The sequence below is a fragment of the Brachybacterium sp. AOP43-C2-M15 genome (genome assembly GCF_052446295.1).
In the GTDB taxonomy this organism is placed as follows: domain Bacteria; phylum Actinomycetota; class Actinomycetes; order Actinomycetales; family Dermabacteraceae; genus Brachybacterium.
On the sequence record NZ_JBQSWB010000011.1, the window covers coordinates 35213 to 59115 of the forward strand.

Annotated in this window: 22 protein-coding genes and 1 other RNA gene; 8 read left to right on the forward strand and 15 right to left on the reverse strand. The window is 70.9% G+C overall.

Going from position 1 to position 23903, the window contains the following annotated elements; all coding sequences use genetic code 11:
* Positions 1–255: 255 nt before the first annotated feature.
* The gene (locus ACT3SP_RS13155) at positions 256–2283 is read left to right on the forward strand and encodes a glycoside hydrolase family 3 protein (protein WP_444587751.1); all 2028 of its coding nucleotides are present in this window, start codon (positions 256–258) and stop codon (positions 2281–2283) included.
* A 169-nt stretch (positions 2284–2452) separates the two neighbouring features.
* On the opposite strand, the gene ssrA is transcribed toward ACT3SP_RS13155, so the two are convergent.
* Positions 2453–2823: a transfer-messenger RNA gene (ssrA, locus tag ACT3SP_RS13160) on the reverse strand.
* A 224-nt stretch (positions 2824–3047) separates the two neighbouring features.
* On the opposite strand from ssrA, the gene ACT3SP_RS13165 reads away from it, so the two are divergent.
* A complete protein-coding gene (locus ACT3SP_RS13165) occupies positions 3048–3620 on the forward strand; it encodes a hypothetical protein (RefSeq protein ID WP_444587752.1) in 573 nt (190 codons plus the stop codon).
* 16 nt (positions 3621–3636) lie between these two features.
* On the opposite strand, the gene smpB is transcribed toward ACT3SP_RS13165, so the two are convergent.
* The 7 genes from smpB to ACT3SP_RS13200 form a co-directional block, all read right to left on the reverse strand.
* On the reverse strand, positions 3637–4143 hold the full coding sequence (smpB, locus tag ACT3SP_RS13170; RefSeq protein WP_444587753.1) for an SsrA-binding protein SmpB: 507 nt from the start codon (positions 4141–4143) through the stop codon (positions 3637–3639).
* 197 nt (positions 4144–4340) lie between these two features.
* Positions 4341–5657 carry a murein hydrolase activator EnvC family protein gene (locus ACT3SP_RS13175; RefSeq protein WP_444587754.1) on the reverse strand — a complete coding sequence of 439 codons (1317 nt, stop codon included), beginning with the start codon at positions 5655–5657 and terminating at the stop codon, positions 4341–4343.
* A 2-nt stretch (positions 5658–5659) separates the two neighbouring features.
* Positions 5660–6577, reverse strand: a complete 918-nt coding sequence (gene ftsX, locus ACT3SP_RS13180) for a permease-like cell division protein FtsX (RefSeq protein WP_444587755.1) — start codon at positions 6575–6577, stop codon at positions 5660–5662.
* The gene (gene ftsE, locus ACT3SP_RS13185) at positions 6574–7593 is read right to left on the reverse strand and encodes a cell division ATP-binding protein FtsE (RefSeq protein ID WP_444587756.1); all 1020 of its coding nucleotides are present in this window, start codon (positions 7591–7593) and stop codon (positions 6574–6576) included. The genes ftsX and ftsE overlap by 4 nt, the downstream gene beginning before the upstream one ends.
* Before the next feature lie 263 nt (positions 7594–7856).
* Positions 7857–8972 carry a peptide chain release factor 2 gene (prfB, locus tag ACT3SP_RS13190; RefSeq protein WP_444587757.1) on the reverse strand — a complete coding sequence of 372 codons (1116 nt, stop codon included), beginning with the start codon at positions 8970–8972 and terminating at the stop codon, positions 7857–7859.
* An 11-nt stretch (positions 8973–8983) separates the two neighbouring features.
* A complete protein-coding gene (locus tag ACT3SP_RS13195) occupies positions 8984–10132 on the reverse strand; it encodes a glycerate kinase family protein (RefSeq protein ID WP_444587758.1) in 1149 nt (382 codons plus the stop codon).
* Entirely contained in the window at positions 10129–11823 is a 1695-nt protein-coding gene (locus tag ACT3SP_RS13200) for an SLC13 family permease (RefSeq protein WP_444587759.1), read from the reverse strand. The genes ACT3SP_RS13195 and ACT3SP_RS13200 overlap by 4 nt, the downstream gene beginning before the upstream one ends.
* A 179-nt stretch (positions 11824–12002) precedes the next feature.
* Here ACT3SP_RS13200 and ACT3SP_RS13205 point away from each other — a divergent pair, with 179 nt between their 5' ends.
* Complete coding sequence (locus tag ACT3SP_RS13205) at positions 12003–12995, forward strand: LysR family transcriptional regulator (protein WP_444587760.1); 993 nt, start codon at positions 12003–12005, stop codon at positions 12993–12995.
* A gap of 139 nt (positions 12996–13134) precedes the next feature.
* Positions 13135–14277 (forward strand): tartrate dehydrogenase, encoded by a 1143-nt coding sequence (locus ACT3SP_RS13210; RefSeq protein ID WP_444587761.1) that lies wholly within the window; start codon positions 13135–13137, stop codon positions 14275–14277.
* Between the two features lie 175 nt (positions 14278–14452).
* Here ACT3SP_RS13210 and ACT3SP_RS13215 read toward each other — a convergent pair whose 3' ends face one another.
* The 7 genes from ACT3SP_RS13215 to ACT3SP_RS13245 all read right to left on the reverse strand — a co-directional run bounded on the left by ACT3SP_RS13215 (position 14453) and on the right by ACT3SP_RS13245 (position 19365).
* Positions 14453–14860: a pilus assembly protein TadG-related protein gene (locus tag ACT3SP_RS13215; RefSeq protein WP_444587762.1), complete on the reverse strand. Its 408-nt coding sequence runs from the start codon at positions 14858–14860 to the stop codon at positions 14453–14455.
* A gap of 116 nt (positions 14861–14976) precedes the next feature.
* Positions 14977–15444: a TadE/TadG family type IV pilus assembly protein gene (locus ACT3SP_RS13220; protein ID WP_444587763.1), complete on the reverse strand. Its 468-nt coding sequence runs from the start codon at positions 15442–15444 to the stop codon at positions 14977–14979.
* Positions 15441–15785, reverse strand: coding sequence for a TadE family protein (locus ACT3SP_RS13225; RefSeq protein ID WP_444587764.1), 345 nt, complete (start codon positions 15783–15785; stop codon positions 15441–15443). The genes ACT3SP_RS13220 and ACT3SP_RS13225 overlap by 4 nt, the downstream gene beginning before the upstream one ends.
* A 173-nt stretch (positions 15786–15958) precedes the next feature.
* Positions 15959–16228, reverse strand: coding sequence for a hypothetical protein (locus tag ACT3SP_RS13230; RefSeq protein WP_444587765.1), 270 nt, complete (start codon positions 16226–16228; stop codon positions 15959–15961).
* A gap of 97 nt (positions 16229–16325) precedes the next feature.
* A complete protein-coding gene (locus ACT3SP_RS13235; RefSeq protein ID WP_444587766.1) occupies positions 16326–17270 on the reverse strand; it encodes a type II secretion system F family protein in 945 nt (314 codons plus the stop codon).
* Positions 17267–18139, reverse strand: a complete 873-nt coding sequence (locus ACT3SP_RS13240) for a type II secretion system F family protein (protein WP_444587767.1) — start codon at positions 18137–18139, stop codon at positions 17267–17269. Before ACT3SP_RS13240 ends, ACT3SP_RS13235 begins: the two co-directional genes overlap by 4 nt.
* Positions 18136–19365, reverse strand: coding sequence for a CpaF family protein (locus ACT3SP_RS13245; protein ID WP_444587768.1), 1230 nt, complete (start codon positions 19363–19365; stop codon positions 18136–18138). The genes ACT3SP_RS13240 and ACT3SP_RS13245 overlap by 4 nt, the downstream gene beginning before the upstream one ends.
* A 265-nt stretch (positions 19366–19630) precedes the next feature.
* Between ACT3SP_RS13245 and ACT3SP_RS13250 the strand changes: the two genes are divergently transcribed.
* The 4 genes from ACT3SP_RS13250 to ACT3SP_RS13265 all read left to right on the forward strand — a co-directional run bounded on the left by ACT3SP_RS13250 (position 19631) and on the right by ACT3SP_RS13265 (position 23698).
* Positions 19631–20842, forward strand: coding sequence for a YihY/virulence factor BrkB family protein (locus tag ACT3SP_RS13250; protein ID WP_444587769.1), 1212 nt, complete (start codon positions 19631–19633; stop codon positions 20840–20842).
* 1 nt (position 20843) lies between these two features.
* The gene (locus tag ACT3SP_RS13255) at positions 20844–21590 is read left to right on the forward strand and encodes an SOS response-associated peptidase (protein WP_444587770.1); all 747 of its coding nucleotides are present in this window, start codon (positions 20844–20846) and stop codon (positions 21588–21590) included.
* A 66-nt stretch (positions 21591–21656) separates the two neighbouring features.
* Complete coding sequence (locus tag ACT3SP_RS13260) at positions 21657–23012, forward strand: sensor histidine kinase (protein ID WP_444587771.1); 1356 nt, start codon at positions 21657–21659, stop codon at positions 23010–23012.
* A complete protein-coding gene (locus ACT3SP_RS13265; RefSeq protein ID WP_444587772.1) occupies positions 23009–23698 on the forward strand; it encodes a response regulator in 690 nt (229 codons plus the stop codon). The genes ACT3SP_RS13260 and ACT3SP_RS13265 overlap by 4 nt, the downstream gene beginning before the upstream one ends.
* Positions 23699–23903 lie beyond the last annotated feature (205 nt).

The following is a 23903-nucleotide window of genomic DNA, read 5'->3' on the forward strand; positions in this document are numbered from 1 at the left end:
ATTCCCCTCCGATGCTCCACCGGCCGATGCTCCCCCGGTGCGCCGCGAGGCAATTCGAGGCAAGACCGGCAGGCGGCGCCGTCAGCGCTCTACCGTGACCGGCATGCGAGGGGAGCACCTCTTCTCGGCATCGAGCGGAACCGCGCCGACGAGGGAACGGCTCCGACACCGACCAGCATCGCCGGAGGCCCTTCCGACACCGCCCGCCCCGAACTCCCTGGGCAGCGACGCACCGATCACCACAGGAGGACATCCATGACCGAGCAGCCACGCCTCTCCAGCCGGGTCAAGCAGATCATCGAGGTCGATGGCCTGCAGTTCCGGGACCTCGACGGGGACGGTGAGCTCACCCCGTTCGAGGACTGGCGCCTGAGCCCCGCCGAGCGTGCCGCGGACCTGGTGACGAGGATGTCCCCGGACGAGAAGATCGGCCTGATGGTCATCACCTCGCGCCCCATGGGCATCTCCCAGCGCAATCCGGAGATGACCAGCCACGACGGCGTGCTCGACGAGCAGTACCTGCCGATCAGGATCGATCCGCACACGAGCGCCGGCATCCCCTTCGAGGGCACCACCCAGATGATCGCGGACCTGCACATCCGCCACTTCATCATGCGCGAGGAGCCGACCGGCGCCCGCATCGCGACCTGGATCAACACGATGAACGAGGTCGCCGAGCACACCCGCTGGGGCATCCCCGTGATCGTGGCCGCGAACTCGAAGAACGAGACCGGCGGCTTCAGGATGGGCGCCACCCCCGAGGATCAGCCGTTCACGCAGTGGCCGGGGACCCTGGGGCTCGGAGCCACCGACTCGCTCGAGGTCATCGAGTCCTTCGCCGAGCACTCCCGCGCCGAGTGGCGGGCGTGCGGGCTGCGCAAGGGCTACATGTACATGGCCGATGTGTTCACCGACCCGCGCTGGTTCCGCGGCCAGGGCACGTTCGGAGAGGACCCCGCGTTCGTCAGCGCAGCGATCGGCGCGCTCGTGCGCGGCTTCCAGGGCGAGGACGGTCTGGACGCCGACGGCGTCGCCCTGACCACGAAGCACTTCCCCGGGGGCGGGGCCCGCGAGAACGGCACCGATCCGCACTACGCCGAGGGACGGTTCAACATCTACCCCACGCCGGGCTCGCTCGAGGAGTACCACCTGCCGCCGTTCCAGGCGGCGCTGGACGCCGGCACCTCCTCGGTCATGCCGTACTACGCGATCCCCTCGGAGGAGAAGTCCTCCACCCCGCAGGGGCGCGTGACCGACTTCGAGCAGGTCGGCTTCGCCTACAACACCGAGATCCTGGACCTGCTGCGGGAGATGGGCCACCGCGGCTACATCAACTCCGATTCCGGGGTGCTCTCGAAGATGGCCTGGGGCGCGGAGGACCTCGACACCCCCGAGCGGGTGGGACGAGCTGTCATGGCCGGCACCGACATGTTCGCCGACACCAACGACGTCGCCGCGGTGCGCGAGGCGTACGTCACGGGGCAGTTCACCGCCGCACGGCTCGACGAGGCCTCCGCGCTGCTGCTCGAGGAGCTGTTCGCCCTGGGGCTGTTCGAGGACCCGTACGCGGATCCGGAGCAGGCCGATCGCGTGGTCCAGAACGCCGAGGCGCGCGCCGCGGCGGAGGACGCCCACCGCCGATCCGTGGTGCTCGCGAAGAACCATCAGGGGACCCTGCCGCTGACCGCCGACTCCCTCGCGGGGACGTCGGTCTACGTCGAGCTGTTCTCGAAGGATCTGACGGTCAAGGAGCTCGACGCGCTGCGGCGACGTCTGGCCGAGGCCCATCCGGCCATCGCCTTCACCAGCGACCACCGCCACGCGGACGTCGCGATCCTGCTGCTGCGGCCCGTCATCGGCTCCTACTTCGAGTTCGCGGGGATCGGCGACCTCTCGATCGGCGATCACTCGCATGTGGACATCGAGAAGGTCCGGGACATCCGCGAGCACGTGGACACCCTGGTCATCGGACTGAACACGCTGTTCCCGTGGCTGCTGGACTCGCTCGAGCCGCTCGCCGACGCGTTCCTGATGGGCTTCGAGACGGACTACCAGGTGATGGTCGAAGCGATCCTCGGCGAGTTCTCCCCCACCGGGTCGCTGCCGATCACCTTCCCGATCGATGCCGCGGCCATCGCGGTGGACGAGCATGGACGCTGTGCCTCCCCGAACGACGTCCCCGGCGTCGCCAAGGAGCGGCACATGGACGGCCGGCCGTACGTGTACGTCGACACCGACGGCAATCGCTACGAGCTCGGGCACGGGCTGAGCTACGGCGGCTGACCACCGAACGGATGCCGCGCCGGCCCTGTGTCCCTCCTGGGCGCGGGGCCGGCCGCCGGGGCGACGCGCCGGAGCGCACGAGAGTGGGCACAAATGTGGGCATGACACGGGAAAGGCCCCCTCCCCTGCACATCAGTGCAGGTGAGGGGGCCTCTCGTGGTGAGTGCAATGGTGGAGCCGGCGGGAATCGAACCCGCGTCCGATAGTGCGGAGCGAGGGCTTCTCCGGGCGCAGTCCGTGTTGGCGTTTTCTCAGTCCCGACGATCCCACGGACACGTCGTCGACGGACTCAGTCACTCTGAGGTGTTCATCCTTCCCCGATGACGAGGGTCGGCAGCAGTGGCTCCTTGGATGATGGAACGATCCGGGTCAGGAGCACCCCCGGGGTTCCAGACTGCTAACGCTGATCAGGCAGCGAGAGCGAAGTCAGTGCGCTTGGGTTCGGCACTTATTGGTTTCCAGAGGACGTTAACGAGATGACTCTGGATTCTCGGCCCGCTTCCCCTCGCTGGACAACTACCGTCGAAACCGATCGGCCCCTTGCGTGGGTACAGCACAGACATCGGCGACCCTCTCGGGTCACCCTTGCACTCACTCTTCTCTTGTCAAACACCCACGGACGCTGGGCGGACCTCGGGGGCCGCCCGTTGCGCCGTTCCTCGAGTCTACCCCGCCTCGACGACGATCTGAAGCGGATATCCCTCAGCTCACGGCGAAGCCCCGCGCGCTGGACCTGTCTGCACCCGCCCGGCGATGATGTGCCGGTGAGCAGTTTCGACGCGGCGGGCGTGCAGGTCAGTATCGACGACGAGACCCTGAGGGAGGTGGTCTCGGACCCCTCCGCGCTCTCCGCCTGGTGCCAGGAGCATCCCCTGGACCCGCGCACGGTCTCCTACCTGAGGATGCTCGACCGGCTCGACGAGGCGGCGATCGCCGGTCGTCGGGCCCTGACGGACCAGGGCCTGTCCCCGGTGATGAGGGCGGTGCGGCGGACCCGCTATGCCCACGTGCTGCAGTGGCAGGGTGCGTTCCTCGCCGCCGAGGAGCAGCTGGACCTCGCCGCCGAGGAGACCGGGCTCGAGGACCCCACCTCACCGTCCTCCCTCTCGGCACTGGCCGCCGTGTTCCAGCACAGGGCGACATGTCGTTTCGAGCACGCGCTGGCCGAGCACCGGGACGGCCTCCCGGAGGCGGCCGGGAGACGCTGGGAGGCTGCGATCGAGGACGCTCAGCGGGCCCTGATCATGCGGGAGCGGCTCGGCGTGGCGGACGAGGGGGTCCTCGACTCGAGCCGGCAGACCCTTGCGCGGCTCGAACGCCGCGACCTCACGTCCTGACCGAGCGCGACGGAGCTCAGGCGAGTTCGCGCCGACGCATGGCGCGCTGCGCCTCGCGCATGTCCTGCTTCTCGCGCAGGGTCTGGCGCTTGTCCCATTCCTTCTTGCCGCGGCCCAGACCGATGAGGACCTTGGCGTGCGAGCCCAGGAAGTACATCTCCAACGGGACGATCGTGAAGCCCTTCTCACGAGACTTGCTGGCGAGCTTCTCGATCTCCTGCTTGTGCATGAGCAGCTTGCGCTTGCGGCGGGCGGCGTGGTTCGTCCAGGTGCCCTTGACGTAGGGAGCGATGTGGGCGTTGTCCATCCACACCTCGCCGCCCTCGACGTAGCAGTAGCCGTCGATCAGGGAGGCCCCGCGGTCGCGCAGCGACTTCACCTCGGTCCCGGTCAGCACGATGCCGGCTTCCCAGGTCTGATCGATGAAGTAGTCATGCCGAGCGCGCTTGTTGGAGGCGATCAGCTTCTTCTGGGGGCCGTCGTCGGCGGCCGCCTTCTTCGTCGCGGACTTCTTCGCCGCCATCGTGCCCCTCCTGTCGGGTGCTCGCCGTGCATGATCCACCGATCGCGTCGCGACCGGACGTCCCAGCTTACGACGCTGCCACCGCCGGACGCGAGGAAGTTTCCGACGCCGTGACGCAGGCCGCCCCGGGCAGCGCCCGGGACACCGCACCGCCGCTCGGGAGCAGCACCGGGAGGATGCTCTCGAGGCCGCCGCGCTCAGAGGTACTTGTTGGGATTGACGGCGTTGCCGTCCTCGTGGATCTCGAAGTGGAGATGGCAGCCGGTGGAGGACCCGGTGGTGCCCACGTACCCGACGGTGCTCCCGGCCGAGACCTGTTGTCCCGCCGAGACGGCGTAGCCCTGGAGGTGGTGGTAGGAGCTGGTGATCAGACGGCCGTTCTTCACGCCGTGGCTGAGGATGACCTTGTTGCCGGCGCCGCTGTTGTAGGTCGTGGCGAGGACCCGGCCGGAGGCGGTGGCCTTCACCGGGACGCCGCACGCGACCGGGAAATCGACCCCGGCGTGCAGCTTGCGGGTGCCGTAGATCGGGTGGACGCGCCACCCGAAGTTCGAGTTCAGGCGGGCGTTGACCGGGTAGCTCCAGCCTCCCGAGCTCGCCGGAGCGCTCGAGTCGTCGGAGCCGCTGCCGCCGCTCTGCTGCTGGCCCTGCTGGTTCTTCTTCTCCTCGCGCTCGCGCTCCTGCCGGGCGAGCTCCTCGATCTCGGAGTCCAGGGTGGAGCTGCGGGTCTCGAGCTCGGAGACGTCGCCCTCGTACTTCTCCTTCTGCTCCTCGAGGTCGTCGCGCTGGGCGGTCTGGCGGTCGTAGAGGTCCTCGAGCTCCTGCTTCGCGTCGGCGGCCACCTGCTCGGCCTCCTCGGTGCGCTCGACGGCCTCTTCGGCGTCGATCTTGAGCTGGTCGATCTCCTCGCGCACCGCGGTGAGCCGCTCGGCGGAGTTCTCGGTGACGGACTGATCGGTGCGCAGGGTCTCCAGGCGGGTGCCCTGCGAGGCCATGGTGAGGCGGTAGTTCATCGAGCGGTCCACAGCGTCCTGGGGCGACTGGTTGCCGATGTAGATCGTGGACGGGCTCGGCATCCCCCCGCCCTTGTAGGCGGTCATCGCCACGTCGGCGAGCTCACCGTCGCTGCGATCGACCTCCTGCTGACCCTCCTCGACCTCGCCCGAGAGCCGCTGCTCCTCCTCCTCGGCGGCGCTGAGCCGCTCGCCGATGCGGCGGTCCTCCTCGCGGGCGTCCTCGAGCTCGGCCTGAGCGTCCTCGAGGTCCTGCTGCGCCTGCGGGATCAGCAGCTCGGTCTCGGCCAGAGCCAGGTAGGTGTCGGCGAGCTCGGTGTCCACGTCGTCGAGCTCGATGCGGAGATCCTCGAGCCGCTGGTCCACCTCCTCGCGCTCGGCGATCTTGTCGTCCTTCGATCCCTCGGCCAGGGCCGGGGACAGCGGGGAGACCAGCATCGGCATCGCCACCAGGGCGGCGGCGAGCATGCAGAGGGGACGGCGCAGGACGTTCCGGGACATGCTCACACCTTCAGATAACGGTTGAGTGAGACCACCGACGAGGCGATCGAGAGTACGGCGCCCAGCACGATCAGCAGCGGGGCCGCCCAGATCAGGTCGGCGGTGCCGACGGTGATCAGCTGCTCCCCCAGGGTGGGGGCGAGCCATCCCTGGACGATGTAGTGCAGCCCCACCCAGAGCATGCCGGAGGCGATGATGCCGCCGATGATCGCGGCGACGGCGCCCTCGAGCAGGAAGGGCAGGCGGATGAAGAGGTTCGAGGCGCCGACCAGGCGCATGATCGCGATCTCGCGGCGCCGGTTGGCGACGGACATGCGGATGGTCGTGGCCACCAGGAGCAGCGCCGCGATCAGCATCAGCACGGCGAGCCCGAGGGCGAACAGGGTGGACTGGTTGAGCACGTCGATGAAGGGAGCGAAGGCGCTGAGCAGGTCGGTGACCTCGTCCACGCCGTCACGGCCCTGGAAGAACTCGACCACCGCGGCGGAGTCGTCGGCGTTCTCGAGGGTGATGTGGAAGGAGACCGGCATGTCCTCGGCGGCGAAGTTCGACACGAAGCTCTCACCGGCGAACTGCTGCTGGTAGATGGACAGCGCCTCGTCCTGCGAGCGCTCCGAGTAGGTGGCGATGTACGGGGAGAGCACATCCCCCTCGAGCGCCTCGCGCACGGACTCGATCTGCGCATCGGTCGCGGCGCCGCCCGCGCAGGAGGCGGTGGTCGAATGCGGCGAGCACAGGAAGATGGTCACCTGGGACTGCTCGACCAGGGTGGACTTCATGTCCATGATCTGCTTCTGCATCAGCGCGCCGGTGCCGACGAAGGTCAGCGAGACCGCCGTGACGATGACGACGGAGATGACCATGGCGACGTTGCGCCACAGGCCGGTGAGGATCTCCCCGAGGATGTACCGCGCCCTCATCGCAGATCCTCCTCGTCGTCCTCGGCGAAGGAGTCGTCGTCCAGGACCTGCTGCGCCTCGCGCTCGTCGATCAGGTCCTCCTCGAGGACGTCCTCGGCCGGGGGGTCGACGGCGGCGGGATCGGGATGCTCGACCTCGCGCTCCGTCGCGTCATCGGTCCACCGACCGGCAGCGGGATCCTGCTCCTCGACGGCCGGATCGCCCGGAGTGCTGGGCGAGGCGTCCGCGGGGGCGCCGTCCCAGTCGGGCACCAGCTCCTCGTCGTCCAGCGGATGCTCCTCGCGGTGGGCGGAGTCATCGGGCAGGTGCCCGGAGATGACGCTGACCGGGGCCGTGGTCTCGTAGGTCCCCCGCTCCTCGTCGCGCACCACCTTGCCGCCGACCATCTCCACCACGCGGCGTCGCATCCGGTCCACCGCCACGGCGTCATGGGTGGCCATGACCACGGTGGTGCCGCGCTCGTTGATCTCGTGGAGCAGGTCGAGGATGCCCTCCGCCGTCGAGGGGTCGAGGTTGCCCGTCGGCTCGTCGGCCAGCAGGATCGAGGGGCGGTTGACGTAGGCGCGGGCGATCGCGACGCGCTGCTGCTCGCCTCCGGAGAGCTCGTGCGGCAGCCGCTTGCCCTTGTCCTCGAGGCCCACCATCTCGAGCATCTCCGGCACCAGACGGCGCACCACCTTGCGGGGGGTGCCGATCACGGCCAGCGCGAACTCGATGTTCTGGTAGGCGGTCTTCGAGGGCAGCAGGCGGAAGTCCTGGAAGACCATGCCGATGTCGCGGCGCAGCGCCGGCACCTTCCAGGAGGGGATGCGGGAGAGGTCCTTGCCGGCGACGTAGACCGTGCCGCGGCTGGGGGCGACCTCCTTGAGCACCATCCGCATCAGGGTCGACTTCCCCGAGCCGGACGCCCCGACCAGGAACACGAACTCCCCGCGGGTGAACTCGATGTCGAGATTCTCCACCGCGGGGTGCTGGCCACGCATGTACGTCTTGGTGACGTCGTCGAACCGGATCACTGCTGCCTGTCACGTCGGGGGAAAGCGTGCTCTCCCAGGGTAGGCGCGTCGGGCCCGGATCCGCCGAAGCTGTGGACAGAGACCTGGTCAAAACCTGGTCAAGGACGGGTGCCGCTGGTCACGTCGTCCGCGCGTCGTCCGCGCTCGCGGGTCGGCCCCGGCCCGACACGGGGGCCCGCTGCGGCGGCGACCTGCTGCGCCGAGGGGATGGTGCGCCGGGGGGATGCCGCGCCGGCACCGGGCCGCCGCAGCGAGGGAGATGCTCAGTCCTGGGACTTGCCCTGCTCGGCGCGCCAGCGGATGCCGGCGTCGATGAACTCGTCGATCTCGCCGTCGAACACCGAGGAGGGGTTGCCCTCCTGGTACTCGGTGCGCAGGTCCTTGACCATCTGGTACGGGTTCAGCACGTAGGAGCGCATCTGGTCGCCCCAGCTGGCCTTGACGTCGCCGGCGAGCTCCTTGCGCTCAGCGGCCTCCTCGGCCTTCTTCAGCAGCAGCAGGCGCGACTGCATGACCCTCAGCGCCGCAGCGCGGTTCTGGATCTGGGACTTCTCGTCCTGCATCGAGACCACGGTGCCGGTGGGGAGGTGGGTCATGCGCACCGCGGAGTCCGTGGTGTTCACGGACTGGCCTCCCGGGCCGGAGGAGCGGAACACGTCCACCTTGAGCTCGTTCTCGGGGATCTCGATGGAGTCGGTGGACTCGATCAGCGGGATCACCTCGACCGCGGCGAAGGAGGTCTGGCGCCGGCCCTGGTTGTCGAAGGGGCTGATGCGCACCAGGCGGTGGGTGCCGCCCTCGACGGACAGGGTGCCGTAGGCGAAGGGGGCGGAGACCTCGAAGGTCACGGACTTCAGCCCGGCCTCCTCGGCGTAGGAGGTGTCCATCACCTTGGTGGCGTAACCGTGGCGCTCGGCCCAGCGCAGGTACATGCGCATGAGCATCTCGGAGAAGTCCGCGGCGTCCACACCGCCGGCGCCGGCGCGGATGGTGACCACCGCGTCGCGCTCGTCGTACTCGCCGGACAGCAGGGTGCGCACCTCGAGCTCGTCGAGGGTCCGGTGGATGGACACCAGCTCGTTCTCGGCCTCGGTGAGGGTGTCGGCATCGTCCTCCTCGGCGGCGAGCTCGACCATCACCTCGAGGTCCTCGATGCGGGAGGACAGCTCGCTGATGCGGCGGCGCTCGGACTGCGCGTGCGAGAGCGCAGCGGAGACCTTCTGGGCGTTGTCCACGTCGTCCCAGAGGTCCTGGGCGGAGGCCTGCTGCTCGAGATCGGCGATCTTGGCGTCGAGCGCCTCGATGTCCGTCACCTGCTCGATCGAGGACAGGGTCGAGCGGAGCTGGGGGATCTCTGCGGAGAAGTCGATGGAAGCCACGACGTGGGAGTCTACGGCAGGGGGCTGGGCCCGCGGTGCTCGCCGAGGAGGGCGGGCAGCGAGCGTCCGATATCACGGCCCACCTCCTCCAGCAGCTGCTCCCCGCGGGCGATCGCGTCCTCGACGTCCGCGGCGCGGGAGAGGAGGTCGAAGGCGCCGATGATCCCGGCGCCCGCGAGCTCCTCGCCGGTGAGGGTCACGGCGCCGGCGACGGCGAGGACTGGCAGGCCGGCGGCGGCGGCACGGCGGGCGACCTCGGCGGGCCCCTTGCCCTGGAGGGTCTGGGCGTCGAGCTTCCCCTCCCCCGTCACGACGAGGTCCGCGCCGGCCAGGCGCGCGTCGAAGTCGGCGAGCTCGAGCACGACGTCGGCGCCCGAGCGCTGGGTCGCCCCGAGCAGCAGCAGGGCGAAGCCGACGCCGCCGGCGGCCCCGGCGCCCTCGGCGCGGGATGCCGCACCGCTCGGGTCCAGGAGCGCCGCGGCGGCGGCGAGGGTGCGGTCGGCGAGGGTGACGGCCTCTGCGTCGAGGCCCTTCTGCGGGCCGTAGACGGCGGCCGCCCCGTCGTCCCCGAGCAGCGGGTTCGCGACGTCGTTCGCGGCGATCAGCACGGCCCCCTCGAGAGCCTCGCGGGCGGGTGCGAGATCCACGCTCGCCAGGGTCTCCAGGCCGGCGAGGCCGGGGGCGATGTCCTTCCCCTCGGCGTCCAGAAGGCGTGCGCCGAGGGCCTGCAGGAGGCCCGCGCCGGCGTCGGTGGAGGCGCTGCCGCCGAGGCCGACGACGATCTCGCGGGCGCCCGCGCGGACGGCGGCGAGGATCAGCTCGCCGAGCCCGCGGGAGGACGCGTCCCGGGGTGCGAGGTCCCCGCCGGGCAGGGCCTTGAGGCCCACGGCGTCGGCCAGCTCGAGCACGGCGGTGTCGTCCTCGAGAGCCCAGACGATCTCGCGCACTTCGCCGGTCGGGCCGGTGATCGTCGCGGGCTGCGCGGTCGCGCCGGCGGCGAGCGCCGCGTCGACCGTGCCGTCCCCGCCGTCGGCGATGGGGCAGGCCGTGATCTCGGCGTCCGGAGCGGTCTCGGCGAGGCCGCGGGAGAGGGCGGCGACGACCTCGGCGGCGGTGAGGGAGCCCTTGAACTTGTCGGGGGCGATCAGCAGGCGGGTCATGCGCCGATCCCCACGAGGGCGGCGGTGAGCGGGAGCAGGAGCACGATGAGCGTCCCTCCGATGATGTCGAATGTCACTCCGGTGCGCACCATCCTAGTGATGGGCACGCATCCGGAGCCGTAGACGATCGCGTTCTGCGGCGTGGAGACCGGGAGCATGAATCCGAAGGACGCGGCGAAGGTCGCGGCGAGCGCCGGCACGATCGGATCGACCCCGGTGGCGAGTGCGAGCGGCACCACGATCGGGACGATCACCGCGGCCGCGGCCGTGTTCGAGGTGGTCTCGGAGATGAGGATCGCCAGCGCCACCGCGATCGCGGTGAGCACGACAGCGTTCGAGGCGCCGGGCAGGTGGGACAGGGCCGCGCCGAGGGATTCGGCCAGGCCGCTGTCGGAGAGCATCGCCCCGAAGATCATCCCCGTGCCGAACAGCAGGATCGTGCCCCAGTCGATGCGCGCCGCATCCGACCAGGCGAGCGTCGCCTCGCGCTCCTTCCAGCGCGTGGGCAGCACGAACAGCAGGGCGGCGCCGAGCACGGCGACGACGCCCTCGTTCAGGCGGTCGTCCAGCAGCACGGTGACGGCGTGGTCGGTGCCGAGGACGAGGGATGCGACCGAGGGCGCGAACCACAGAGCGATGGTGAGGGTGAAAGCGAGGACGGTGTTCTTCTCGGCCCTGCTCATCGGGCCGAGCTCGCGGCGCTTCTCGGCGACGTACTCCCCGACCCCGTCGATGCGGCGCACCTCGGGCCGGTTCAGGAGCAGCAGCACCAGGGCGAGGACCACGAACATGCCCAGGCCGATCGGGAGGGCGGCGAGGACCCACTGGGCGAAGCTGATCCGTTCGCCGGTGAACTCCTCGATCAGGCCGCGCCCGATGAGGTTCGGCGGGGCACCGACCGGGGTCATCAGCCCGCCGACGCTCGCCCCGTAGGCGAGCATGAGCATCAGCGCGGTGCTGACCCGCAGGCGCATCGGATCGAAGTCCTCGGTGACCAGGCCCTTGTCCTGCATGAGCTTGGCGATGACGGCGAGGATCCCGAGCGCCGTCGGCATCAGCATCGCGACGGTGGCGGTGTTGGAGACGAAGGCGGAGAGCACGCAGGTGATCAGGCCGAAGGCGATGATCACGCGGACGGTGGAGGTGCCGACGCCGGGCAGGGCCAGGACCCAGAAGGCGAGACGCTGGGCGACGCCGTGCTTGAGCATGGCCTGGGCGAGGATGAAGGCGCCGATGAAGGTGAAGATCGTGGTGGAGCCGAAGGGCGCGAGCACGTCCCCGGCCGGTGCGATGCCGGTGAGCACGATCGCGGCCACGCCGATGAGGCCGCCGACGGGGATCGGGACGGTCTCGCAGAACCACAGCACCACCACGCCGAGGATGACCGCGGCGAGATGCTGCTGCACCTCGGGCAGCGGCAGGGGCAGGAACCAGATCGCGAGCGCGACCAGCGGCGCGAGCACGAATCCGGACGTGCGGCGGAACTTCTCGACCCGCTCCTCGGCGGGGCTGAGGCGCTGCTCGGACAGGCTGCGGTAGGTCTTCCCGCCCAGCAGCACCCGCTCGACGTCGGTGCGGCGCCCGGGCACCGGGGTATCCGCGGCGGTGGGCTCGGGAGCGCCCTTGGGGACGTTCCCGTCCGGGCGGGGCCCGCCGGGGGCGGCGGTCTTGGCGGTCGGCGTCTGTGCCATCACGAACTCCTTCGTCACGCGGTCCGGCCACTATCGAGCGGCCCGGGAGTTCACGTCCAAGACGTTCTTGCTCTCGGATGCATAGGCGAGGCCTATCATCGCTGTGGCGCAGCTCACGGGCACCGCCGCCGTGCGCTCGCCTCGACAGGCAAGGCGGGATCCGAACGAGGAGGAGAGAGATGGACGTCAGGCACCTGGAGCACTTCCTCGGGATCGTGGACCACGGCGGCTTCGCCCGCGCCGCAGAGGCGCTGCACATCGCGCAGCCCTCTCTTTCGCAGGCGATCCGTCGCCTCGAGCGGGAGCTCGGGGTGGAGCTGTTCCACCGGCTCGGCCGCGGGGTGCGATTGACGGGCGCCGGCGAGCAGCTGGTCGGCCCTGCACGGCGCGCCGTGCGCTCCCTGCAGGCGGCGCGCGACGCCGCCCGCTCCTCGCGCGAGCTCGCGGTGGGCACGGTGGACGTCTGCGCGATGCCCTCCCCCGGCATCGAGCCGCTGACCACCCTGACCGAGATGCTGCGGGCGCACCACCCTGGGCTGGATCTCCGCGCCTCGGCGGCCTTCACGCCGCAGGAGGTGGTCGCGAGCGTGAGCGGCGGCGAGACCGAGGTGGGCCTGCTCGGTGCGGCCGGCCGGCCGGCCACGGCGGACCTGGGAGTGATCCCCTTCGCCCCGCAGCCCCTGGTGCTGATCTCGCCGCCGGGGACGGCCGGTGCGGAGAGCGGGGTCGTCGGCCGGGAGGACCTCGCGGGGATCGACGTCGTGATCTCCCCGCGAGGTAGCCTCATGCGCCAGCTCGTCGACGATGCTCTCGCCGACGGCAACGACATCCGCGTGGTCGCGGAGGTCTCGCACCGCACCTCGCTGCTGCCGCTGGTGCTGGCCGGCGTCGGGCATTCGGTGATGCCCTCCTCCTGGACGCGGATGGCGCGACTGGCCGGGTGCACGGTGCGGACGATCGAGCCGACGACGGCGCTCCAGGTGCACCTGGTGCACCGACGGGGTGACCTCACGGCGGCGTCCGCGGCCTTCGTCACCCTTGCCGAGGAGCTCTCGCGGACGGAGCGGGAGCAGCCGCAGGACCCAGCGGCTGAGCGGCAGGACGCGACACCGGACAGCGCGACACCTGGCTGTGCGACATCGGACAGCGCAGCGCGGGAGTCCACGACCTGAGAAGCGCCCCCATGGCACAGTCCCGGACACATAGCCGTGGCCTATCGCAGTGTTCGACGATTGGTCTTGGACGTGATGTCCGGAGCGGGGGTCCACTGGTCCCACTGCACCTGCATCGATCCGACCTCAGGAGGCCACCATGCAGACCACGTCCCGCTTCCCCGCTCCCCCGTCGGCCCCGACGACCGAGGCGCCGCGCGCCTTCGACATCGCCGCGATCCCGGCCGACGGCATCGGCCACGACGTGGTCGCCGCCGGCCGCGAGGTGGTGGACGCGCTCGCGAAGGCATCCGGCGGCCGCTTCTCGGTGACCTGGTCGGAGTTCGACTGGGGCAGCGAGTATCACGCCCGTCACGGCGTAATGATGCCCGAGGACGGCCGCGAACAGGTCGCGCAGAAGGACGCCATCTTCTTCGGCGCGGTCGGCTGGCCGACGGTCCCGGACCACGTGAGCCTGTGGGGACTGCGCCTGGCGCTGTGCCAGGGCTTCGACCAGTGGGCGAACATCCGTCCCGTGCAGTTCCTGCCCGGCATCACCCCGCCGCTGCGGGACGGTGAGCGTCGCGACCTCGACTGGATCGTGGTGCGGGAGAACTCCGAGGGCGAGTACTCCGGCTTCGGAGGGCGCAACTTCGCCGGGCGTCCCGACCACCAGGAGTTCTCCGTCCAGTCGGCCGTGTTCAGCGAGTACGGCAGCGAGCGGATCATCCGCTTCGCCTTCGAGCTGGCGATGACCCGGCCGCGCCGCAAGCTCTCGAAGGTCACGAAGTCCAATGCGCAGCAGCACGGGATGGTGCTGTGGGACGACGTCTTCGACCGGGTCGCCGCCGACTATCCGGAGGTGACCACGGAGTCCGTGCTGGTCGATGCGATGGCGGCGAAGTTCGTGCTGAAGCCGGAGGACCTCGACGTGGTCGTCGCCTCGAACCTCCACGCCGACGTACTCTCCGATCTCGGCTCGGCGCTCGCCGGCAGCCTGGGCCTCGCCTCGAGTGCGAACCTGAACCCGGAGCGGCGCTTCCCCTCGATGTTCGAGCCGGTCCACGGCTCCGCCCCGGATATCGCCGGGAAGGGCATCGCCAACCCGCTCGGGGCGATCGGCTCGGCCTCGCTCATGCTCGACCATCTCGGCCTGGCCGAGGAGGCGCGGGCGATCCAGCGCGCGATCGAGGAGACCACCCGCCGCGGCGTGCTGACCCCGGACGTGGGCGGCACCGCGACCACGAAGGACGTCACCGCCGCGGTGATCGACCACCTCGCCCTGGTGCCGGCCGCCGTCTGAACGGCGGTGGGCTCCGGGCTCACCCGATCCCACCTCAGGCGCTGATGATCACCGCGCCGTGGGATCCGACACTTCCGTCGGGGCCCACGGCGCGGGCTGAGGTGCGAGCCTGTGGCCCGGGCATGCGGTACGGGCCTGCGGCTCGCCGAGCGCACCGACTCGGTGCGGAGTCGGCTCACCGGGCACGGGCCTCGCCGGTGACGGTCAGCGGGATCGACAGGCCCGTCCCGCGGGTGAACCAGCCCGCCAGCGGCGGATGCGTGCGGGCGGAGAGGATGACGTGGACGGTGCCGTCGGGATCCACCGTGACCTCCTCGAGATGGATGCCCTCGGTGCTGGTGGTGTCGTGCGGGTAGGTGCGCAGGTGCTCCTCGGCCGCGGCGCGTGCGGAGGCCGGATGGATCACGGGGCCGTCCCCGCCCTCGTAGAGCCGGGCGCCGTCCACCGCCTGTGCGGCGGCGAGCGCGGCACTGTCCGCGGCGTGCTGGAGACCGGTGCGCTCGAGCTGCACGCCGGTGATCGCGGTGCCGACGGCGATGACCATGAGGATCACCACCAGCACGCCGGTGGTGAGGATCGTCATGGAGCCCCGTGCGTCGGCGAGACGCGCGTGCAGAGCGCTGCGGCCGTTCGACGGGGAGGCGTCGGCGATCCTGCGGGGACCCGGGCCCTGGCATCGTTCGAGGTGAGGAACCGACATCAGGCGCCCGCTCGGTAACGGTCCACGGGCACGGCGTGCGAGGCGCCGACGGTCACGGGTCCGTCCTGGCCCAGGATCGGCCCGAGGCCGGGGATCGGGACCGGGATCCTCACCTGTGCGGTGACGGTTCCGCCCGAGGTCGCGCACGGATCGTGCGTGCAGCTGATCACCACGACGTCCTCCGCGCTCAGGCCGTGGTCCTCGAGCACCATCTCCGCGTGCCGCGCCGAGCGGACCGCGGCGAGTCCCGGATCGGACTCGGTCGCGTGGATCCGGGCCACGTCGCGGGAGATGGTGTCGGCGGCGAACACGGCCGCCTGGACGTTGCCGAGGGTGAGGACGAGATAGAGGCACGGGATCAGCAGGGCGGCGGAGAGCACCACGAACTCGACCAGGGCGTTGCCGTCCTCGTCGCCGAGCCGGTGGCGGGCTCGACGGGGCCCGCGAGTACTCCGTGCGGCGCTCACCAGGACTCCTCGTCCACCGCGCGGCCCTGCACCGTGATCCCCTCGGCGGGCCCGTACAGGCCCAGGAGAGGCAGCCGCGCGCTGACCTGCACCCGGATGGTGCCGTCGGGCTCCTGGACGGCGGTGGCCTCGGCATCGAGATGCTCACCGAAGCGTTCGGAGATCAGCTGCTCCGCCCGCACGGCACCGTCCTGCGGGCCGGAGCCGACCAGCGAGGCGTGGTGGGCTCCCTGCACCGCGGCGTCCACGAGGGTATTGCGGGTGTGCACGATGAGCGCCGCTTGGATGATCAGCACGGCGATCATGATGATCAGGACGGCCACCATCGGGAACTCGGCCACTGCGGCGCCGTCCTCCGCGCCCAGGCGTCGGCGCAGTCCGCGCGGGTGCCCTCGATGCCGGGCCCGGGGACGCCGGGAGTCGAGGAGCGCACGGGCCGCCGCCCTCGGGCAGGCCGTCGTTCCTCGGCACACGTTGGGCACGGAGGTCATGGCATCGGGGGTCGTCGGGCGGCTCAGAGGCTTCCGCCGAGGAACGGTGCCATCGCGTTCTGGAAGATCTGCACGATCTGCTCCGAGGCGACGGCCCACAGGGCGACCAAGATCCCGGCGGTCATGAGCGTGATGAGCACCCAGCCGGGCACGTCCCCACGGTCGGAGGCCAGTCGCGCCCGGAGGGTCGGCAGGAGGGAGGTCGACCTCCCGGCGGAGAGCGAGAGATGCGCCGGACCTCGCCCGCGGGGGTGGACCGGGACACGGTGGAGTCGGGAGCGGTGGACAGTCATGACGGCCTCCTCGGCGTCGTTCCCGGCGCTGTCGCCGGGAGGGTGGGTGTGCGGTGGTCGGTACGGAGGTGGGCAGAGGGTCGTGGGCGGTCGGGGGTCACAGGGAGATCTCCAGGACGGCGAGGCCGGGGAAGATCGCGAAGACGATCACCAGCGGCAGGACGAAGAACACGACAGGAACGAGCATGAAGATCTCCCGCTGTCCCGCGGTCTCCATGAGGTTCCGCTTGGACTCCTCACGGGCGTCCTGGGCCTGCGCACGGAGCACATCGGCGAGGGGCGTGCCGCGTTCGATCGCGATCGAGACCCCTTCGCCGAAACGGCCGAGGGAGTTCAGCGGGGTCCGCGTGCCGAGGGAGGCGAGCGCCTGCGAGACGCTCGTGCCCGCCCGGATGTCGGCGACGGTCGCGGCGAACTCGTCGGGCAGCGCTCCGGAGGAGGTCCTCGCCACGCGCTCCATCGCCGCGATCGGGCTCTCCCCCGCCGCGACGGCGAGCGCCAGGAGGTCCGCAACGGTCGGGAACTCCCGCGCCATCCGCGCAGCGCGTCGGGTGATCTCGACGCCCAGGAGATAGTCGCGCAGGAGGACTCCGCCAAGCGCGCCCAGGGCCACCAGGAACAGCCCCAGCAGCACGCTCGCGTCGCGCACGGAGATCGCGAGCACCGCGACCACCACCCCGAGGACGAGCCCGACGGCTCCGAAGATCACCTGTTCGATGCGGAAGGAGTCCGTCGAGGAGCGCCGACCGGCCAGTCGGAGACGACGTTCGAGTTGATCGGCACCACCGGTGAGCCGCTCGAGCACTCCGACCGTGCGCACCGCGACCGGGCCCATCAGGTTCTCGAGCACGATGCGGATCCGGCTGCTGGTCCGCGGAGCGGCGAAGAGGGACGTCGAGCGTGAGCGTCGCAGGTACGGGTCGATCCGAGCCGCGAGATCCCGCGAGCGGAGCCACGGCAGCCCTCCGGCGAGCAGAGCGAGTCCGATGCCGAGCACCAGACCGAGGGCCGCGCCCGCGAGGATCGTTCCCGAGCCGGTCATCGCAGGACCCTCTCGTCCTGGGGAAGCCGGGCGATCAGCAGCATGACCCGGTAGGCCAGGAGGGAGACGGCCGCCCCGACCACCACCAGGATCAGACCGGTCGTCGAGTCATAGGCCTGCGCGGCCTGGGGGCGCGTCGCCATGAGCCCCAGCACGATCCACGGGGCGGCGAGGGCGAGTCGGGCCGCGTTGACGGTCCAGGACTGTCTCGCCTCCAGCTCGGCCCGCGTCCGGGCGTCCTCGCGCAGGAACGCCGAGAGGGTGCGCAGCAGACCACCCAGATCGGTGCCGCCCACGTCCCGAGTGATCCGCAGCGCCTCGACGATGCGATCTCCCACGGGATCGGCCAGACGAACCTTCAGACGGTCCAGGCAGGTGGCGAAGTCCCCGCTGGCCTGGTAATCCAGGGCGAACTCCGCGAAGGCGGGGCGCAGCTCCTCCGGTCCCTTGCTGCTGAGCTGGACCAGGGCCTCGGGGAGGGACAGCCCCGCGCGGATCGCGGAGTTGATGTGGTCCACCGCCTCCGGCCAGACCTCCCGCATGGCCGTGGCTCGCCGACGGGCGGCGGAGCGCAGGACGAGCACCGGCAGGATCGAGGCGGCCAGTCCGATGGCGAACGAGGGGATGACCGCGCTGGAGATCGCCCACAGCGAGGCGGAGACCAGCACCCCGAGGCCCACGCTGAGCGCGGGGACCGCGGCGGGCGGGACGGTGTCCAGCCCGACCTTGATCAGGTCGTCGCGCAGCCGGTCCATCCACCGCTGGACGGCACCGCTCCTTGCGGGTTGGCCCTCCTGCTCCCACAGGGACCACCAGATGGAGAGCAGACCGAGCCCGGCGACGAGGCCCAGGAAGGCGCCGCCGCTCATGCGGCGACCGCCCTGCCCAGCAGCTCGGTCAGGTCGTGACCGCCCCGGGCGAAGCGCTCCGGGTGCGGTGGATGGCCGTCGCCGCGCACCAGGCGCTCGCCGTGCAGGGAGAAGATGTCGGAGACCTCGATGACGTCCTCCTCCACCCGGCCGCTGAGCCCGACGATCTCCCGCACCCGCCGTCGCCCGTCGGCGAGCATGTCCAGGTGGACCACGAGGTCGATCGCGCTGGCGACCGTGGGCACCACGAAGCGGCTGGAGACGTTCTCCCCGGCCAGCAGCGGCAGAGTGCACAGCTTCGTGACCGCGTCCCGGGCCGAGTTCGCGTGGATGCTGGCCAGACCCGGCAGGCCGCTGTTCAGCGCGATCAGCATGTCCAGCGACTCGGCTTCGCGGACCTCGCCGACGATGATGCGGCTGGGGCGCATGCGCAGCGCCTCCTTGACCAGGCGGCGCATCGAGATCTCGCCGGTCCCCTCGAGGTTCGCCTGACGCGTCTGCATCGCGACCACGTCCCGCAGCGCGAGGTTCAGCTCGAAGACCTCCTCGATCGTGACCACCCGTTCGCGGGCGCCGACGGATCGGGCGAGACAGCGCAGGAAGGTTGTCTTTCCAGCGCCGGTCGCTCCACTGGCGACGACGTTGAGACCGGAGGCGATCGCCGCGTCGAGGAAATCCGCGGCCTGCTGGGTGAGGGATCCGAGGGCGACCAGGCCTTCGAGGTCGTACGCCTTGGCCACGAACTTGCGGATGTTGATCGCCCAGTGCTGTCGGGTCACGCTGGGAATGACCACGTGGAGCCGGGAGCCGTCCGGCAGCAGGGCGTCCACGAAGGGGCTGGACATGTCGAGGCGCCGACCGCTGGAGACGAGCATCCGCTCGACGATCCCCCGGACCTCCAGGTCGCTGAGCACGATGGTGGTCAGTTCGCTGCGACCGTTCCTCGCCGCGAACACCTGGGAGGGAGAGTTCAGCCAGATCTCCTCGATGCTCGGGTCGTCCAGCATCTCCTGCAGCGGTCCGAAGCCTCCGATCCTCGCGGCGACCGCAGCGACCATCGTGTCGTCGTCATCGCGCAGAACCGGCACCTCGCCGGAGGAGGAGCGACGGTCGTAGTCGGCGACCACCTCGCGGATCAGGGGCTCGAGCTGGTCGGCGCGGGCGTCCAGCCCGCGGCGGCGGATCAGCTCGCGCGATTCGCTCTCGATGATGGTGGCGGCGTCCATCCGATCCCCTCCCGGCCCCCGACCGACCGGTCCCTCGTCCTCGACAGAATGTGACGCACGTCGCGTCATTCCCGACACTGTAGGGGGATTCGCGGCGTCCCGCCCCCGCTCCGCAGAATTGTGGACAACTCGCCCGGGCCGCTCCCGCCCTGGTGCGGCGGCTGCGACGGATCTGCTCCCAGGCGGCATCGACCGCGCTCACACCTCGCACCCATGGCAGGATGACGGGTGTCCGTGAGCCATCCCGACACCCAGGAGCTTCCTCATGGCCTCCTCCTCCACCGCACCGGGCGACGACGCCCCCTCGCTGGACGGCACCACGCTGAAGTACATGGCCAAGCGCGTGATCGCCGAGTTCACGCGCCACGGCGGCACCGACCACGCCGCGAAGCTCACCTACTTCATGGTGCTCTCGATCGCACCGACGCTGCTGGCCCTGTTTTCCCTCGCGACCCTGCTGCTGGCGGGGATCAAGGACCAGATCGCCGATCTGCTCGTCGACCTCATCAACTCGGCCGCCGGCGACAGCGACCTCGACGCGGAAGGACCGGTCCGGGACACCGTCGAGTCGCTCATGGGCTCCGCGACCGGCGGCACCGTGGCGCTGATCATCGGCATCGCGACCGCGCTGTGGTCGGCCTCGGCGTACATCAAGGCCTACTCCCGGGTCTCGAACTCGGTCTACGAAGTGCCCGAGGGGCGCGGACCGATCCGCATGAACGGGACGATGCTCGCCCTGACCCTGGCGATGATCCTGGGGATCCTGTTGGTGATGATCTCGGTGCTGCTGAGCGAGTCCATCGTGGACGGCCTGCTGGGCCCGATCGCCTCCAGCATCGGCGCGGAGGGCGCGCTGTCCTTCCTCATGAACTCCTTCCTGCCGATCTGGGCATGGGTCAAGTGGCCGGTCATCCTGCTCATCGCCTTCGCCCTCATCTCCCTGCTGTACTGGGGCGCCCCGAACATCCGCAAGCCCTTCCGCTTCATCTCCCCCGGCGGTGTGTTCGCGATCCTCGGGATCGGCGTCGCCGCGGTGGCGCTGTCGATCTACATGGGCACCGTCGCCGGCTACTCCAGCTACGGCGCCATCGGCGGCATCATGGCCGTGCTCTTCGCCCTGTGGGTCATGAACATCGTGATCATCATGGGCGCTCTGGTCGACGCGGAGTACGAGCGGGCCCGCGAGCTCGTGGCCGGCAAGCCCGCCGAGGAGACCCTGGCACTGCCGATGCGCGACGACGCCGGCGCCGAGAAGGCCGACTCCAAGCGCGAGAAGATCGTGGACGAGGGCCGGGACATCCGCCTGCAGAACCTCCACCACGACTCCGAGGCCTACCTCGGCGAGGACGCCCGCCTCACCCCGCGCCACGGCGTGCCCGCCGTCGGGACCGACCAGGACACGACGACCACGGAAGGTGGCTCCGCCGGCGCGGCCACCGACCCGGCGGACGCGGACCGCGACGGCACGAGCTCCTGAGATGTGCGGGCGCTTCGCGTTCTTCCAGGAGATCGACCCGCTGCTGGACGATCTCGGCGCGGTCGACCTCGAGGACCCGCGTCTGCGCAGCCGGTGGAACATCCCGCCCACCGCGCCGATCCACGTGGTCACCGAGTCGATCGACAAGGAGACCGGCGAGGTGCTGCGGGCCCTTCGGGTGGCTCGCTGGGGGCTGCTGCCCCCGTTCGCGAAAGACGAAGCGTTCTCCTCGCGCACCTTCAACGCGCGCCGCGAGACCCTCGGCGAGAAGCCGAGCTTCCGCGGCAGCCTGGGGAGATACCGGGCGATCGTGCCGATGGACGGCTACTACGAGTGGGGGCGCGACGCGAAGGGCACGCGCAAGCAGCCGTTCTTCATCGCCCCGGCCGACGGCTCCCGGCTGTACATGGCGGCGCTGGTCTCCTGGTGGAAGGGACCGGGCGGCCACGAGGGCCCGGCCGCGAGCGCGGACGGCGCCTTCCTGCTCTCGGCGACGATCATCACCCGCGAGGCCACCGGGGAGCTCGCCGAGATCCACGACCGCACCCCGGTGATGCTGCGCCGCGAGGAGATCGACACCTGGCTCGACACCGGCATGGACGACCGCCATGCCGCCCAGGAGTGGATCCTCGGGGACGAGCACCTGCTGGACGACGCCACGCTCGCCCTGCGCGAGGTGGACCCGGCCGTCGGCAAGGTCGGCAACGACGGTCCCGAACTGCTCGAGGGACCGCAGACCCTGCTCTGAAGGCCGTGCCCGGATCCGACCGCGGTCTGACGCGCCCGGGGCCCTCCCCGCCGTACCCTCGTGACCATGACGAACGGACCCGAGACCCGACCGGAGACGCCCCCGCGGCGCGCCGGCCGCGCCGACCCGTTCCGCTGGATCATCGAGAATCCCGGCACCGTCGACCTGATCGGCTTCGGCGCCGCCGCCGCCGCGATCGCCGTCTTCGCCCTGGTCACCGGCTCCTACGGCTGGTGGACGCTGTTCTCGGTGCCGATGGTCGCCGCCGGCGCGCTGTGCCGTGTGCGGCCGCTGATCGGCGTCGTCGTGATGGGCGCCCTCGCGGTGCTGCACGTGCTCGTCAACGTGCCGGTGGTGCTCGGCGACGTGATGACCTTCTACGCCATGTTCTGCGCCGTCGCCTACGGGACCACCGCCGTGCACGCGATCGGTGTCGCCGCCGGGATGCTCGGCGTGCTCACCCAGGCCACCTTCTGGGGCATCGACGCGCTGCGGAGCGAGTACGGAGGTCCGCTCCAGGCCCTGGCCAGCTTCGTCGGCCTGTGCGTCATCGGCAGCATCACCATCGTCGCGATCTGGGCGCTCGCGAACCTGCAGCGCGCCCGGGTGCGTCAGCTGGTCCTGGTCCGCGAGCGCGCCGAGCAGGCGGTGCGAGAACGTGAGCAGCGCACGGCCCTGGCCGTCGCCGACGAGCGCGCCCGCATCGCCCGCGAGATGCACGACGTGGTCGCCCACTCCCTCTCGGTGATCATCGCGCAGGCCGACGGGGGCCGCTTCGTCGCCGCGCAGAAGCCGGAGAAGGCCGGCGAGGTGCTGGGCACCATCGGCACGACCGGCCGCGCGGCGCTGGCGGACATGCGCTCGCTGCTCGGCGTGCTGCGCCAGGAGGACGAGACCAGCTTCGGACCGCAGCCGGGGCCCGAGATGCTCCCCGACCTCGTGGAGCGGGTGCGGGCCGCCGGCCTCGACGTCGACCTCGACCTCGGGAGCTCCCTCGAGGACCTCCCGCAGGCTCTCGGCATGTCCCTGTTCCGCCTCGTGCAGGAGTCGCTCACCAACGTGCTCAAGCATGCCGGTCCCGACGCCTCGGCCGCGGTGCGGATCCTGCGTGACGACCAGCAGGTCACCGTCGAGGTCCTGGACGACGGCCAGGGCGTGGACCCCGCCTCCGACGGGCAGGGGCACGGGCTGACCGGGATGCGCGAGAGGATGTCCGTGTTCGGCGGCACCCTGCAGGCGGGTCCGCTGCCGTCCCGCGGCTTCCGGGTGCTCGCGACCGTGCCGCTGCGGCAGGCGGCACCGCCGTCCGGTCCGTCGGCCGAGGCGCCAGCCCTTCCCGTTCCACCGGCGGGGACGCCCGCGGCCCACCCCGCCTCCCCGGCACATGCACCGACCCGCCCCCTCGAAGGAGATTCCCGATGACCGATCCGCTGGACCGCCCGCTGCGCATCGCCCTGGTCGACGACCAGCCGCTGGTGCGCGCCGGCTTCGCGATGGTCATCGACTCGCAGGACGACATGGAGGTCATCACCCAGGCCTCCGACGGCGCCGCCGCCGTCGAGGAGCTGCGGGCCCGCACGGTCGACGTGGTGCTCATGGACGTGCGCATGCCCCGCATGGACGGCATCGAGGCCACCGCCGAGATCCTCGCCCGGGCGGCGGAGGGGCGGGCACCGAAGATCATCGTGCTGACCACCTTCGACCTCGACGAGTACGTGGTCGCGGCGATCCGGGCCGGCGCCAGCGGGTTCCTGCTCAAGGACGCCCAGCCCGAGGACCTGCTCGGGGCGATCCGCACCGTGCATCGCGGGGACGCCGTGATCGCCCCCTCGGCCACGCGTCGGCTCCTGGAGCGGGTGATCAGCGCACCTGAGCCGGAGCAGCAGGACACCGCGGTCCTGGGGTCCCTCACCGAGCGCGAGCTCGAGGTGCTGACCCTGATGGGGCGGGGCTTCTCCAACAAGGAGATCGGCGCGGAGCTGTTCGTGGCCGAGGCGACCGTGAAGACGCACGTGGGGCGGGTGCTGGCCAAGCTCGACGCCCGGGACCGGGTGCAGGCCGTGATCATCGCCTTCGAGACCGGTCTGGTCGCCCCCGGCGCGCGCTGAACGGCGCGCTGACCGGCTTGCGCTGACCGGTGCCCGTCACCCGTCACGCGCCGCTCACCGGGCACCGCCGCCGGTGTCAGACCCTGGTATGACGGGACCCGCCCGGGAGCGCGACCCTCGCCGCGCACCACCCGACCACGGGGTGACGACACGGAGGGGCAGGAGGCGGAAGCATCGGGGACGACCTCAGCACCCCGGACGAAGG

What these genes read in the sequence shown, in the direction of transcription:
- ACT3SP_RS13155 (WP_444587751.1), top strand. Translation starts at nt 256, where the DNA reads ATGACCGAGCAGCCACGCCTCTCCAGCCGGGTCAAGCAGATCATCGAG.
- smpB (WP_444587753.1), bottom strand. Translation starts at nt 4,143, where the DNA reads ATGGCGGCGAAGAAGTCCGCGACGAAGAAGGCGGCCGCCGACGACGGC.
- ACT3SP_RS13175 (WP_444587754.1), bottom strand. Translation starts at nt 5,657, where the DNA reads ATGTCCCGGAACGTCCTGCGCCGTCCCCTCTGCATGCTCGCCGCCGCC.
- ftsX (WP_444587755.1), bottom strand. Translation starts at nt 6,577, where the DNA reads ATGAGGGCGCGGTACATCCTCGGGGAGATCCTCACCGGCCTGTGGCGC.
- ACT3SP_RS13195 (WP_444587758.1), bottom strand. Translation starts at nt 10,132, where the DNA reads ATGACCCGCCTGCTGATCGCCCCCGACAAGTTCAAGGGCTCCCTCACC.
- ACT3SP_RS13200 (WP_444587759.1), bottom strand. Translation starts at nt 11,823, where the DNA reads ATGGCACAGACGCCGACCGCCAAGACCGCCGCCCCCGGCGGGCCCCGC.
- ACT3SP_RS13205 (WP_444587760.1), top strand. Translation starts at nt 12,003, where the DNA reads ATGGACGTCAGGCACCTGGAGCACTTCCTCGGGATCGTGGACCACGGC.
- ACT3SP_RS13210 (WP_444587761.1), top strand. Translation starts at nt 13,135, where the DNA reads ATGCAGACCACGTCCCGCTTCCCCGCTCCCCCGTCGGCCCCGACGACC.
- ACT3SP_RS13215 (WP_444587762.1), bottom strand. Translation starts at nt 14,860, where the DNA reads ATGACGATCCTCACCACCGGCGTGCTGGTGGTGATCCTCATGGTCATC.
- ACT3SP_RS13230 (WP_444587765.1), bottom strand. Translation starts at nt 16,228, where the DNA reads ATGACTGTCCACCGCTCCCGACTCCACCGTGTCCCGGTCCACCCCCGC.
- ACT3SP_RS13235 (WP_444587766.1), bottom strand. Translation starts at nt 17,270, where the DNA reads ATGACCGGCTCGGGAACGATCCTCGCGGGCGCGGCCCTCGGTCTGGTG.
- ACT3SP_RS13240 (WP_444587767.1), bottom strand. Translation starts at nt 18,139, where the DNA reads ATGAGCGGCGGCGCCTTCCTGGGCCTCGTCGCCGGGCTCGGTCTGCTC.
- ACT3SP_RS13245 (WP_444587768.1), bottom strand. Translation starts at nt 19,365, where the DNA reads ATGGACGCCGCCACCATCATCGAGAGCGAATCGCGCGAGCTGATCCGC.
- ACT3SP_RS13250 (WP_444587769.1), top strand. Translation starts at nt 19,631, where the DNA reads ATGGCCTCCTCCTCCACCGCACCGGGCGACGACGCCCCCTCGCTGGAC.
- ACT3SP_RS13255 (WP_444587770.1), top strand. Translation starts at nt 20,844, where the DNA reads ATGTGCGGGCGCTTCGCGTTCTTCCAGGAGATCGACCCGCTGCTGGAC.
- ACT3SP_RS13260 (WP_444587771.1), top strand. Translation starts at nt 21,657, where the DNA reads ATGACGAACGGACCCGAGACCCGACCGGAGACGCCCCCGCGGCGCGCC.
- ACT3SP_RS13265 (WP_444587772.1), top strand. Translation starts at nt 23,009, where the DNA reads ATGACCGATCCGCTGGACCGCCCGCTGCGCATCGCCCTGGTCGACGAC.